Consider the following 14,529-nt stretch of genomic DNA (forward strand, 5'->3'; position numbering starts at 1 on the left):
AGGACAACAAACACTTTTCGTAAAACAAACCGAAAGGTGAATACAGTGTTAGTGTAAACGTTACCGCGATGGCAATTTAAATAACACTGGAAATTGTATGTAATATTAATCACAAAAAACTTTTCTCTACGAGAAACTATTTTCTACTTTGCAGTGAAGGGCATCACTGCGCGGGTAGGAGCAACCAAGACATAAACGGGAGAAGGCCGAGGGAGACTTTTATGTCCTCCTCGGCTTCGTTTGATATCGGGGTCTGCGCCGTTTTATTTGCCTTTACGATAATCCATTGGGGGTACGCCGGTAATTTTTTTGAAAGTCCTGGCGAATGATATCGGGCTGCTGTAACCGACCCGTTCCGTAATTTCTTGTACAGACAATGCGCTTTCCGTAAGGAGTCGTTTCGCTTCCTGAATTCGCAAATCGATCAAAAAGTCCACAAATTTCAAGCCATACTCTTCCTTGAATAATCTGCTCAGATATTTGCCGCTGATCCCGAATTTGTCTTGCAAGTAGTCAAGAGATAGTTCCGCTTTCGTATAATGCTTTTCAATATAAGCCTTAACCTCTTGTACGAGGTTTCCCTGGCTTCGCAGATTCCGCTGCTTATCCAGCCGTTGGGCAAATTGCTCCAGAAGCTGGAGCACCATCTGCGTCCAATCTTCCGGCAGGTCGATTTCTTTCTGAACCCGGTCGAGTGCCGGCATCGTTTCCGTTTTCCAGAGCAGGTAGTATTCGTCATTCATACTGGAAGCCGTCTTGTTCAAATGGTACGTCAGGTAATGCAGTACGCTGCTTGCGCCCCGTCGGGATATGCCTTCTTCCAGCATATTCTGAAAGAGCGCCTGCATCTGTGTCTTCCACTTGACTTCTTGCAGTTGGAAGGCGTCAACGATCCGGTCGACCTGTTGAAAATAATGAAAGCTGTGATCCTTCGACAAGGCATCGGACGAATAAGGAATGATCATGGCACTTCGGTTTACGGGCTTCGTTTGCAGCGCATCCAATGCCTCGTGATAGGAATCATGCAGATTATCCGGATGCTCAACCGGCTCCCCGATGCCGACGGATACGGTGAACGATAAGGCATCGGCAAATCGGCGCTGGCATTCTTCGGTGAAGGAGAGTGCCTCGAATCCCTGTTTCTCCGCTTGTGGCGATATGACCAAAATGCAAGCAAGCTGGTGCAAGGACACCCACAGAAGCTTTACCTCGCAGGCGTGATCCGACGCCGCTTCCAGGATGATCGTTTCAATGGCTTTTTGCTGGGAGCGATGCTGCTTCTGACCGTAGTTGGCGCTCCACTCTGAACGATGATCAATTTCCAGGACAAAAACCAATGGCTTGCCAAACAGCACAGGCAGGCCGTGCTTGGCTGCTTCCTTCTCCCATTCCTTCAGATCGAAAGAGCGCGTCCCTTCCAGCAGCTCGTACATGAAAAAATTTTGCTGAGCCTTCAAGTCCTCCTCGAACTGAAACTGGAACCTTTTATTCTGATCAATCATATTTTGCAATTTGGAATTGATGAACGTAAATTCGTTTTTATGGATTTCCTCCGGGACGTCATCCTTGGAGGATAGCTGCTGCAGCTGGTTGACCAGGCGCTGAATGGGTCTGTAATTTTGCAGCGTCACGTAGACGATCCAGGCAACCGAAACGGCACATAGAAGCAAACCGGCAATAAACCATATATTTGATAAGCTAATGATGAAATTGAAGGTATCCGCCCTTTGAACGCTGCTAACGATGCGCCAGCCCGTATACTCGGAATTCGCTTCTGACTGAAGGGCGCCGTTGTTGGTTACAGGCTTGCTTACAGAAGTCTTCGATTTTGTCATATCAAATAAGCTGTTCCCTTGGGTATCATACAGGCTTAGTATGCGGGATGACGGATCGTGCATTTGAAGAAGCATTCCCTGCAAGGCGTCAGCGCTTACATTAACGACGATTAGCCCATGATGCTTCGAGAAGATGGAAACGCTGCGCGTCAGTGAAACGACCGGCACTCCTTTGTCGGAGGGCAGCTCCTTGTATGATCTGATATCCGACCAATGGCTGTTGGGTGTTTCCAGCTTGGAGCGAATGAAGGCGTTATCGGCATATTGATCCAAGGGATAGCTCGTGCTTTCATTGAGGACTTGATTATGATCCGCTTGAACCATATAGATGGAATGAATCAGGGGGTTGGTCATTTTTAAATCGCGCAAAAGATTCATCACGTCCACCTGAAGGGGCAGATCCTTTTCCGTGCTTCTGGAGAAAAAGGATATGACCTTTCGATTACGCAGCATCTCGAGCGAAATTTTCTGATCCAGCGAAGACAACGACGTATCAATCATCAGCATCGCTTGTTGGGTTACGAAAGCATTGGAGCGCTCGGCATCCTTTCGGTTGCTCTCGCTCAATGATTGGGAAAAGACAAAAAATAAAAAGGCGGGGACGATCAGAAAGACAGGGATATACAGCATGAGCATCCGCGTAAACCAGTTACGATTCATGTTGGTTCCTCTTTCCTAGGCAAACATAAACGATTCACACGTTATGGCCTCGAATAGTCATGAATTGATCTTCGGCTGTTATTCTTGTGAAGTGTTTGTTACAAATAGCAATTCTTTATGTTAGTTTATCAGACATCATGTCGATTTGACTACAATATTGTCGGAAATGTGACAAAGAGGAAGACGCAGCAGATGGAGCCGAAGACGACATTCAGAGATATTCCCAAGGTCTTCGCGGTATGGCTTTTTAAGCAAGAGGCGGAGATATACTTCGAACAAGAAGATTGAATGGATGGTTGAGCGGTTGATTCAGGGCTTTCTGCTCATGTGGGCCATCTTGTTCCTACGTTGGTGTATATTGATAACCATAGCCACGATGAGGCATTTTGGAATCATTGATTAAAGGCGATGAGAAAGCGGGTAATTCTTCTGATAAGTGGAGTATCACAAAGCATATATGAAGGTAATTTCAAGGCGGCAGGTAGCTCGGACACAGCTGCCGCTTACAGAAGCCCGGCATGGCTGTCGCGGCTTTTTTTGCTGTGTAGCGTCCATTTTACACAAACCGTGACCTTTATTGAGGATGCGTTAACACTTCTTCCTTACACTTGAAATTAAATAAGGATAGAAGAGGGGATATGGAGTTGAAGCATAAAAGCATGAAAGTAGTCTCGCTGTTAATGGCGGCGGAAATCACGATGGCCTCTCTATTTTCGGCGGGCACCGTGATGGCTGAAGAGGGACAGGAGATACTCCGGACGGCAAGCATGGAGACAGCATCACAAGATGCAGCTGTCGCTGCCGTTCATTTCGGCATTACCGATAAAATTTTTCTGGATGCACATGCAGAAGAAGCATATACGGTAACCGTTGATGTGTATGGCGGACAAGCACCGTATACGTTCTCAGCGACGGGTCTACCGGTAGGTTTGGACATTAAGTCCGATACAGGATTCATTACAGGTACGCCTGCTGCTGGACAAGAGGGCGAATATACGGTTGAGGTAATGGTACAAGATAGTGCAGCCGTACCTGCAAAGGCTCAATCGACTGTGAAATTGCAAGTATTGGGGAAACGGCCTGATCCGGTGGCTGACAAGCTAGCCATGAAGATGATCGGGCATTATTCTGTAGGGACCTCCAATAAGGATGGCGGCGTTGCGGAAATTGTAAAATACAACAAGGATAACGGGAAGCTCTATCTGGTCAATGGTTCAACTCAGCCGGCTAGTCTCGAAATCGTGTCGCTTGGCGCTGACGGCAGCTTGCAAAAGGACAAGCAGATCAATGTGGAAGACTTGGCAAGCACGGGCGGTTTTCTGTATGGGGACCTGACCAGCGTGGATATCAACACCAAGACGAAGCAGGTGGTGGTCGCTGTTCAGGAGCAGGATCATGCAAAAGCCGGCAAGGTTCTGGTACTCGACTATGACGGCGGTTTGATCGGATCTTATGAAACCGGCATCCAGCCGGACATGGTCAAGTATACTTCCGATGGCCGTTATATCCTGACAGCGGATGAAGGCGAGCCTCGTACAGAGACTGCTTCTGATCCGGAAGGAAGCATTACGATTATCGACACCCTATCGGGCGAAGTAAGTTATCTGAAGTTTGATGACCCGTCCATCATTGACGATCAGGTACATATTCGCGGACCTGTGGAAGCGGACGGGCAAATTCGCAGCACCGGAAATAAGGACGATGCTGTTCATGATCTTGAGCCCGAGTACATCTCGTTGTCCGAAGATGAGCAGAAGGCATACGTCGCCTTGCAGGAGAATAATGCGATCGCCGTGGTCGATATCGCCGCGAAGCGTATTCAAGCGGTTAAGGGACTCGGGTATAAGGACTTCAATCAACCAGAGAATCAGCTTGACCTTCTGAAGGATGGACAAATCAAGTTTGAGAACGTTCCTTTTTACGGAATGTATATGCCTGACGGAATCGCGACCTACAGCGTGAATGGACAGCAGTACATTCTGTCCGCGAATGAAGGGGACGCAACAGGCTGGGATGAGCGAAGCAATGAAAGTAACATTGGCAAAATGAAACCTAATTTGGATCCGTTGTCTCCGGCAGCACAATTTCTGGCAGACAAAGGAACCGCCTACGATAAGGTTGAAGTTGCCAGCGATATGGGCAATGAGCGACTGTACCTGTACGGAGGTCGTTCATTCTCCATATGGAATGCAGCCGATATGTCCCAGGTGTATGACAGCGGCAGTGATTTTGAGAAGATTACAGCCGAGCGTTTACCGAATCATTTCAATGCCAGCAATGACAAAACCGATCTGGACAGCCGCAGCTCCAAGAAAGGACCAGAGCCCGAATATGTAACGGTGGGTAAGGTAGGACAGAAGACGCTGGCTTTTGTCGGCTTGGAGCGCATTGGCGGGGTAATGACGTATGATGTGTCGAACCCATCCGATCCGGCGTTTCTGAACTACATCAATACACGGGATTTTAACGGAGGGATTGCATCGGATTCCGGCCCGGAGGGACTGGACTTTATTCCGGCCGCAGACAGCAAGACAGGACGCCCGCTGCTGCTGGTTGCGAATGAGGTCAGCGGAACGGTGGCACTGCTGGAGCCTCAGGTGACCAAAATTACGTTGGATCACTCTTCGCTCACGCTGAATCCGGGCGGTTCCCCGGTACAATTGCAAGCGAGCGTTGATCCCGCTCAGGGCGGATCCAGCGAGCTGGCCTGGAGTTCCTCTGATGAAACGGTAGTTACCGTAGATCCGAACGGTCTGGTTGCACCGGTATCCGTAGGTGAAGCCGTGATCACCGTTCTGAGCAAGGATGGCTATGGATCAGCGGAAGTACCGGTTAAGGTAACGGATGGTTCGCCGGAAGGAGAGCCATGGAAATTAACGGTTATGCATACGAACGATACGCATGCGCATCTGTCCGAAGTCGCCAGAAGGGCTGCACTGGTTAAGCAGGTCCGCAGCGAGGGCGGAAACAGCCTGCTGCTGGATGCAGGGGATGTATTTTCCGGCGATCTGTATTTTACCAAATGGTTTGGATTGGCCGATCTGGCCTTCATGAACTATATGGGTTATGACGCGATGACGTTCGGTAACCATGAATTCGATCAAGGCACCAAGACGCTAGCAGATTTCGTAAGCAAGGCACAATTCCCGCTCGTCAGCGCGAATGTGGATCTTAGTCAGGATGCTAACATTTCGCACCTGATCCGTAAGCCGGCCGTGATCGATACCGATCAGCCTAAGACGACGGCACATAGCGGGGTATATCCATACGTGACATTGCTAGTTGACGGCCAGAAGGTCGGGGTATTCGGCTTAACCACTGAAGATACAGCCGAGACGTCCAGCCCGGGCAAAGATGTGGTATTCAACGAGGCGGTAACCTCAGCTCGTGCAACGGTGGAGGCGATGGAGCAGGAAGGACTTAACATCATCATCGGTCTGTCGCATCTGGGCTACGCCAAAGATCAGGCGCTTGCCGAAGCGGTTGAAGGCATCGACCTCATTGTTGGAGGCCATACCCACACGACGCTCAATGCACCGGAAGTGGTGACGGACAATGAACACGGTACACCAACCGTCATCGTGCAAGCGAATGAATGGGGGAAATACCTCGGCCGGGTCGACTTGCAATTTGACAAGGAAGGCAAGGTCCTCGTCGGAGAAGGCGAACTCGGCGGCAAGCTGATTCCGGTGGATAGCAATGTGGCGGAAGACAAGCAGGCCAAGGATATGCTGGCCCCTTATAATGCCGAATTAGAAGAGCTCATGAAGCAGGTAGTCGGTATAGCAGATGTTCTGCTGGACGGTAAGCGCGAGAATGTCCGCTCCAAGGAAACGAATCTCGGTAATCTAATTGCGGATGGCATGCTGGCAAAAGCCAAGGAGCTTAAGAACGCCGATATTGCCCTCACCAATGGAGGGGGTATTCGCGCCGCTATTGATGAAGGTGAAATCACGATGGGCGAGCTGCGCACGGTGATGCCTTTCGGAAACACGCTGTTTGTCATGGACGTCACAGGACAGCAGCTGAAGGACGGATTGGAAAACGGAATTAGCGGTGCGAAATTGGCCGATTTGCCGGGGAAATTCCCGCAAATCGCCGGGATGAAATTCAAATGGGATCCTAGCGCTCCGGCAGGAAATAAAGTGTACGATGTACAGATTATGAAGGGCGGAAGCTATAAACCCCTGGTATTGACCGAAACGTACAGGATGGCAACGAACAGTTTTGTGGCCAAAGGCGGGGACGGATATAAATCCTTTGCCGAAGCGATTGCCGAAGGGAAATATAACGAGGATCTGGGTTATCCGGATTATGAAATCTTCATGGAATACGTGACCAAGCTTGGCGGAAAGGTCTCGCCGAAGGTCGAGGGACGAATTACCGAGCAGAAGAAACCGGTGAATCCAGGCGACGGCTCCTCTCCGGGATCAGGTTCAGGATCAGGCGGTTCGGAAGGCGGTTCTGTAACACCGCCGACAACGCAGCCTAACCCTCCTTCCACGGGTGGAAATACATCATTGCCCAACGTAATGACAGGCAAGGATCTGAATATAATCGCTGCAGATGGAGCTGTGGACCACATTACGGTGAAGGAAGAGGCGTGGAAGAAGGCAGTTGCCGGATTATCTGCGAACGGGCAGCAGGAACTCATTATTCGGGCCCCTGAGTTGAACCGTGCCGCTGATCTATCCCTTTCGGCAGCTGGTCTGAAGCAGGCCATGGAACGGAATTCGAATACGATCCTGGTGCTGGAGACCGCACTTGGTGCGTTCCGTCTTCCGGTAACGGCTCTGCATTTGGATGAGGCTTTGAAGTCTGTACAAGGCTCCGGCAGCATCCAAGTGAAAATATCCATGACCCCGGTTAGTAGCAGCGTGGTGGATGCTATGACAAGCAAGGCAGCTTCCATGGGCGCCGTGATGGCTGCGAATGGAGCACTTCAGTTTGGCGTAGCGGTTGGCGTGCCGGGCGCAGAGCAAGAAGTAAAGGATTTCGGGAAGCGTGTGGTCAGTCGCATCCTGCCGCTGCCGGCAGGAACAGCTCCGAATTCGGTCACTGCTGTAATCTATGACGCCGATGCAGGAACCTTCCGATTTGTACCGGCTGCAGCGACGACATGGAACGGTAAACCGGCCATCGAAGTGAAGCATGCCGGAAACGGCATTTATGCGCTGCTGCAGTACAAGAAAACCTTTGCGGATCTAAACGGACACTGGGCGAAAGCGGAAATCGAATCTATGGCTTCCAAGCTTCTCGTGAACGGAGTTAACGCTAACTCGTACGCACCGGGCAAGGTAATCACGCGAGCAGAGTTTACGGCTATGCTGGTCCGTGCGATGGGACTTAGTCCAGTTATCGAGAGCGGAGCATTCAAGGATGTCCAGGATGCCTCCGCGTATGCTGGCGAGATCGGCGCAGCGTTGCGTTACGGCTTGATCGAAGGCGGCACAGATGGTGTTTTCTCACCAAATGCCGGCATGACCCGGGCAGAAATGGCTGTGATGATTACCCGGGCTATGGAAGCGGTAAGTCCGACAAGCCTGCCAAACCAGGGCGCGAATGCTGGTAATGAATTCAAAGATCAGGCATCCATCCCAGTCTGGGCGGCTGCCCATGTAGCCAGTCTTACTGAGCAAGGCATCGTGCAGGGTGATAATCAGGGTAATTTCGGAGCACTCGATTCGGTTACCCGTGCACAAGCAGCACTTGTTCTGAAGCGGACTTTGGCAGCATTGAAGTTCATGAACTAAGCGAAGCGGGAATACATTAGAAATTATAAGACCGTCCTTAAGGTTGATCAGAGACCTTTCGGGCGGTTTTTTATATCTAAGTCATTTGTGAGCGATTAAAGAGAAGTCTCCAGGCATCCGATAATTGAAGTAAGCGTTAAAATAACAATTGGATAAGGATGTGAGTTCATGCGCGTTGAGTCAGCATATACATACTGGAGCCCTGTGAAATCGAAGAAAGCCGAACCAGCCCAAGAAGGGTTTGAACAGCTGTTCCAGAAGAACAAGAAGGAAGAAGAGGGCAAGGGAAAGATGGTAACCGTTAGAGAAGGCGGTTATTTGCGTCAGTATATGGTTCGGCCGGATGGGAGCAAAATGCTATTAAGCGAGACGAAGCAGTTCGAGAGTGAAACCGCCGCCAGTTCAACAGATCTATCGATGTCGTTGCCTCGAGCAGGCGGAATGAGCCTCAATACCAAGGAAGCTCTCGATCTGTTATGCCTTCAGGCTGGGGCAGTCGGTACCCGGTCCATCTTCAAGGTATTCGATATAACATAAAAGGAAAATGGCAAAAAATCATACTGGTAACAAATCGATACTTGCTGTATAATTCTCAGTAAGTCTTGGTTGAATGTGAGATTTTTCATTGTATTTAAGCCTAATTTCATTTATTTTGAAAATAGATGTATTTACATGAAAGGATTCATGTTATAATTTCAATGCGTCAACTAAGCTTATAGGAATTATCGGTTAATTGAATGATTGTATGATAAAAATAAAACATGAATATGGATCTTCGGGGTAAGGTGAAATTCCTAACCGGCGGTGATGGTTCGTTCCGCGTGAACGAAACTTTAGCCCGCGACTCGCTGCGTTCTGGCACGAACATGAATGCAGCGACTGACTTGGTGCAATTCCAAGGCCGACGGTAAAGTCCGGATGGGAGAAGATCAAAGATGAGTTTGCCGTAGATGGGAAATTTTCCATTCGGGCGCAGGCTTATTTGATCAGCCCCCGTATACGTCGACACATGTCGATGGCGGGGGCTTTCTGCTAGTAAGACCTCCGTATTCAAGACAGGAGAGGGCAAGATGAGTAATATTAATACCGGGGTCAAAATGAAACCCTATGATTCCGACGCACAGGCAAGTCGACGTTTTAAGGGAGGGTTCTGGCTTGTCGTTTTGGGAGCCGCTCTGTGGGGCGTAGACCCGTTATTCCGGGTCATTCTGCTCAAGAATCTGACTTCGGCTCAGATCGTTTTGCTTGAACACATCATTATATCCTTGATTGCAATCCCTGTATTGTGGAAGAACCGCGAGGAACTAAAAGGCCTTGGCTGGAATCATGTCGGCGCGCTGCTGTTTATATCCTGGGGCGGCTCGGCATTGGCTACCGTATTGTTTACGATGGGGCTGTCGAGCGGCAATCTGAATGCCGTCCTGCTGCTTCAGAAGCTTCAGCCGCTGTTTGCCATCATTTTGGCCAGCTTACTTCTGAAAGAGAAGCTTCCGCGCCATTTCGGGATACTGCTCATTATCGCTTTGGCGGGCACGTATTTACTGACCTTTGGCCTAACCCTTCCGATTGGCCATTGGAACGAGTTTATTCAAGTTGGCAGCCTCTTGTCCTTAGGTGCGGCAGCCCTGTGGGGCGGTTCAACGGTCATGGGGCGCCTGATGGTAGGCAAACTGAAATACGAGACGGTAACCTCGCTGCGTTTCGTGCTGGCACTGCCGCTCCTGACCGTCATTACATGGAGTGAGGGGGCAGCATGGAATATGCCGGCCTGGAATACCGGGGCATTTGCCTTGGTATCGCTGAATCTGATCGGTCAGGCATTGCTGCCGGGTCTCCTGAGTTTGCTGGTTTATTATAAAGGGTTAACCACGACCAAAGCCTCCGTGGCAACACTTGCGGAATTGAGTTTTCCTATGGTGGGCGTGCTCATCAACTGGATTGTATTCCAGCAGATCGTGACAGGTCCTCAGCTTCTGGGATTCCTGCTCATCTGGCTCGTGCTGTTTATCATATCCAGACAGCAATCCGAAGCTTCTCCACAATTACAATAATTTCATAAAAGTTTTTCAAAAAAGCCGGTCCGAAATGGATCGGCTTTTTTGTCGTTACAAAGTTGTCCAATGGACCTGTCGCCCTTGCAAAGGGATCATTTTTTCGAAAGATGTGTAGGGTTTTTGGAATTATAGGTGTCTTATATAGTAGCACCGGATCTATGGCTTGGTTCAACAAAACAGATGGTTATAAAAGGGGGGAGGGTCCATGGAGGATCGGACATTGCTGGATGGGCTTGCGAGGAAAGATCCGTTATGTTTTGAAACTTTGGTTGACCGCTATTCACGCTACATAGCCGCGGTGGTCGCTAAGGTGGCTGGTGGACGGTTTAATTCCTACGATGTGGAGGAAATCACCGGTGACGTGCTGGTCAAGCTGTGGACAGACGGGACAAAAATCATGCTGCGCGGAGATAGTCTCAAGCCTTATCTGGCCATCGCCGCGCGTAATCATACCTTGAATGCCTTGCGAAAGAGGCAGCGGGTCATTGAATCCGAATTGGAAGATGACGCCGTTTCTTGTCCCTCTGCGGAGGCACTGGCTATTCTACGGCAGGAGAAGGAAACGATAAGCGGCATGGTACAGGGGATGGGCGAACCGGATCGAGAAATATTTATCCGCAGGTACTTCTATTTAGAGAAAGTCCGCGATATTGCAAGTCGGCTGAATATGCAGGAGAAAGCCGTCACCGCCCGGATCCGCCGGGCAAGGGACAAACTGCGCATTCATTATGAAACCGAGAATCCGTAGGATTTCTATAAGGATCGTGTCTATAGGAGTGAAGCTTCAAATCGATAGCGAAAGGGGATGGAGGCAAGTGAAGCGGCGAATTGTAGATATTATGGCCAGTATCGACAATCAGGAGCTGGACAATCTCCTCCTTACGGAGGAAGAGGAACGCGAGTTGACGCAGCAGATCAGTATGGAACGAATCAAGAACCGAGCGATGAACCGTATTCAAGAGGAGGAAACGATGGTGTTTAAAAACAGGAAAGTAAAAAAATATAAAGCGAGTATCGTTATCGCTGCGGCGATGATTATGATACTTAGCACGACCGCTTTTGCGAGCCAATACATGGATAGTTTGAAGCAGTTCTTCGGTCAATCCGCGTCCATTGCGGAAGATGAGCGATCACCCATACAAGGAAGTGATACCGTGTCCGGGGTGACCATGAATGTTGAAGAAGGCATATATGTCGGTAACAGCGGCTATTTGGTGGTCAGCTTTACGAAAGAGGATGGTACGCCATTCCCTACGGGTGTTTTGATACCCGGACTTGAACTGAAAACGGAACATAGTGTGAATTATATGGTGGGGCAGCAGCTTCTTGACGATAACAAAAAGCTTGTCGGCGTATTTGAGATGGATGCGGTGAGTGACCTCGACGGGTTAAAGGCACGGATTACAGCCGATCGAATCACGGCAGCGGACGACACCCATACCGTCGAAGGGCCATGGGATGTTAAATTCACCATTTCTCCCGGCAAGCAAAGAGAGCAGAGCCTGAATCTGGCGATTGATGAGGGTGAGGAAGCACTGTCTCTCAGCACCATTAGCGTATCTTCCATCGGTGTGGCCATCGAAGGCAAGCGTACGGACGGTGAGCTGGATAAACTGCCGGAATACACGCCGGAGGTTAAGGTCACCGCCGCGGACGGATCAGAACTGATCCTTCATGCTAGCTCGACAAGTACGACAATGAGAGGGTTTCAATGGCTGTATAATCTGGACAGCAAGAATAACCTTGTTTTTCTGGGGGATATGGATATCAAGAGTATCAGCATTGACGGCAACGTGACGGAGCTGAAGTAAATCTTGAGCTGGCAGGGGGGAAACCTCGAGGGGCAGAAGCGAAGACTTCTGCCCTTTATGCATGATGAATACCTAGGCAGGGATGGAATCCGAAAGCCGTGACGCAACAGGCCATTGCCTGAATGCGCTCACGGCTTTTTTTAGGCATGGGATCGAATTTTATACATGAGAAAAAAATGTATTGAAATTGTAGCAAACGTTCATTAAAATGAAACTAACTACCATACTAGTTATACTAGTATGGTGAAAATGACTCTCTACACAGGTGGGAGAAGCAGCTGGTTCACTTTGTCAGTCAAACGTTCAAGATACGGGAGTCTATTTATTGAACATAATTGTAAGCGTTTAACATTGGAGGGGGGATCAATAGAGGCCGGATATTACCCATTATTGTGCCGTAACAGTAGCAGCCTGTTAATAGCCGCAATAAATGAAAGCGATTTCACCGCAAGTGTTGAATGGAGATGGATAATGAAATACGGCCGTATTCCATGAATGAAGAGGTCTGAGAAGAGGCCATACGGAATGGAGTGAATAACGTCGATGGAGCCAAAAGTTGTAAATCATTCTTTGCCAGCAGTGAAAACAGCAAAGAAAACACCCAAACTTAAAACCGTCGCTGCCCTGGTCCGGAAGGATTGGCAGCTGTATTCCCTGTTGATTTTGCCGGTTATGTACCTGCTCATTTTTAAATACGGACCGATGATTGGCAACGTGATCGCTTTCAGGCGATTTATGCCCGGAGGCAGCATCTACGGGGAGAAATGGGTAGGACTCCACTATTTCAACATGTTTGTCCATGACCCTGCGTTCTGGAACGTGTTCAAGAACACCCTGCTTCTTGGTGCGTTGTCCCTGCTCTTTACGTTCCCGGTTCCCATCATCTTTGCACTGCTGCTGAATGAGGTGAAGAGCAAGCGATTCAAGAAATTCGTCCAGACGGCTTCTTATCTCCCGCACTTTTTGTCCATCGTCATCGTTGCCGGGATGATCCTGCAATTGACGTCGGTTAATGGCTCTGTTAACTCGCTTGTTGAGTTCTTTAATGGAGAACGAATCAATTTCATGCAGCGCGCCGAGTGGTTCCGGACGATCTATATCTCTTCGGAAATATGGCAGGGCATGGGCTGGGGCGCGATTCTGTATCTGGCCGCATTAACGACGATTGATGAATCCCTGTACGAGGCGGCGAGGATCGACGGGGCTAACCGCTGGAAGCAAACGCTGTTTGTCACGATTCCGGGTATCCTCCCGACAATTGTGACGCTGCTGATCCTGAATATGGGAGCGTTCCTCGCGGTAGGGTTCGAGAAAATATTGCTGCTGTACAATCCGGTCATCTATGAGACGGCTGACGTCATCTCGACTTACTTGTACCGGGTCGGTCTCGTATCAAACAACTTCAGTTATGCTACAGCCATCGGATTGTTCGAGTCCGTGATCGGACTTATATTGGTCTTCTCCGTGAATGCGATCTCGCGAAGACTGACGGATCGAAGCTTATGGTAAGGAGGGAGCACTTATATGAAGGAATCAAGATCCTATAAGGCATTCAAAGTGTGCAATGCCATTATTCTGCTGTTCGTTGTCTTCATCACGCTGTACCCCTTCCTGAACGTGGTTGCTCAATCCTTCAGCAGCGAGTCGTACATCAACTCAGGGAAGGTGAACTTAATTCCCAGGGGCTTCAATATCGATACCTACAAAACCGTGACCAAAGACGCCATGTTCTGGACGAATTACAAAAACACCGTCGTTTACAGCGTGGTTGGCACTGCGATATCCATGTTCTTAACAACGATCTTTGCTTACGCCTTATCCAAGAAAAGGCTGGTAGGCCGCAAGTTTCTGACGATGTTTGCCGTGTTCACGATGTTCTTCAACGGAGGGCTGATCCCGAACTATGTGCTCATTAACAGCCTCGGCTTCAGCAACTCGATCTGGGCCATTGTAATCCCGGGAGCCATCAGCATCTACAACATGCTCATCATGAAATCCTTTTTTGAAAATATGCCGGAAGAGCTGGAGGAAGCCGCGGCCATTGACGGCCTGAACACCTATGGCATGCTGTTCCAGATCGTGCTGCCCTTAAGCAAAGCGGTGATCGCGACCATGGTCCTCTTCTATGCAGTCGGGCACTGGAACTCCTGGTTTCCGGCCTTTCTGTACCTGGATCAGAAGGAACTCTTCCCGGTCACGATTTATTTGCGGAACATGATAGCGGGCGCGACAGGCGTGACTTCCGCAGGTGCCACTTCTGCCGATAACTTGACGCAGATATCTGCCAATATCAAATCGGTGACCATGGTGCTGACCATTTTGCCGATATTGACGATTTACCCGTTCGTGCAGCGATATTTCGTAACCGGCATCATGCTTGGGTCCGTAAAGCAATAGGATTATCCATCCGATTGGC

At 49.4% G+C, this 14,529-nt stretch carries 8 protein-coding genes and 1 riboswitch; of the genes, 7 read left to right on the forward strand and 1 reads right to left on the reverse strand.

What is annotated here, in order from left to right:
• Positions 1-263 precede the first annotated feature (263 nt).
• Positions 264-2,495: a helix-turn-helix domain-containing protein gene (locus tag MKY48_RS07040; RefSeq protein WP_339292586.1), complete on the reverse strand. Its 2,232-nt coding sequence runs from the start codon at positions 2,493-2,495 to the stop codon at positions 264-266.
• Between the two features lie 638 nt (positions 2,496-3,133).
• Between MKY48_RS07040 and MKY48_RS07045 the strand changes: the two genes are divergently transcribed.
• The 7 genes from MKY48_RS07045 to MKY48_RS07075 all read left to right on the forward strand — a co-directional run bounded on the left by MKY48_RS07045 (position 3,134) and on the right by MKY48_RS07075 (position 14,510).
• Positions 3,134-8,248 carry a choice-of-anchor I family protein gene (locus tag MKY48_RS07045; protein WP_339292587.1) on the forward strand — a complete coding sequence of 1,705 codons (5,115 nt, stop codon included), beginning with the start codon at positions 3,134-3,136 and terminating at the stop codon, positions 8,246-8,248.
• A 168-nt stretch (positions 8,249-8,416) separates the two neighbouring features.
• On the forward strand, positions 8,417-8,785 hold the full coding sequence (locus MKY48_RS07050) for a hypothetical protein (protein ID WP_339292588.1): 369 nt from the start codon (positions 8,417-8,419) through the stop codon (positions 8,783-8,785).
• A 230-nt stretch (positions 8,786-9,015) separates the two neighbouring features.
• A riboswitch (FMN riboswitch) is annotated at positions 9,016-9,182 on the forward strand.
• Between the two features lie 136 nt (positions 9,183-9,318).
• A complete protein-coding gene (locus MKY48_RS07055) occupies positions 9,319-10,299 on the forward strand; it encodes a DMT family transporter (protein ID WP_339292589.1) in 981 nt (326 codons plus the stop codon).
• A 208-nt stretch (positions 10,300-10,507) separates the two neighbouring features.
• On the forward strand, positions 10,508-11,050 hold the full coding sequence (locus tag MKY48_RS07060; protein WP_339292590.1) for a sigma-70 family RNA polymerase sigma factor: 543 nt from the start codon (positions 10,508-10,510) through the stop codon (positions 11,048-11,050).
• Positions 11,051-11,117: 67 nt separating this feature from the next.
• Positions 11,118-12,113 carry a hypothetical protein gene (locus tag MKY48_RS07065; RefSeq protein WP_339292591.1) on the forward strand — a complete coding sequence of 332 codons (996 nt, stop codon included), beginning with the start codon at positions 11,118-11,120 and terminating at the stop codon, positions 12,111-12,113.
• A gap of 543 nt (positions 12,114-12,656) precedes the next feature.
• Positions 12,657-13,622, forward strand: a complete 966-nt coding sequence (locus tag MKY48_RS07070; RefSeq protein WP_076322943.1) for an ABC transporter permease subunit — start codon at positions 12,657-12,659, stop codon at positions 13,620-13,622.
• 15 nt (positions 13,623-13,637) lie between these two features.
• Positions 13,638-14,510, forward strand: a complete 873-nt coding sequence (locus MKY48_RS07075; protein ID WP_339292592.1) for a carbohydrate ABC transporter permease — start codon at positions 13,638-13,640, stop codon at positions 14,508-14,510.
• Positions 14,511-14,529: the final 19 nt, after the last annotated feature.

This window comes from Paenibacillus sp. FSL W8-0187 (assembly GCF_037969755.1).
Classification (GTDB): domain Bacteria; phylum Bacillota; class Bacilli; order Paenibacillales; family Paenibacillaceae; genus Paenibacillus_AQ.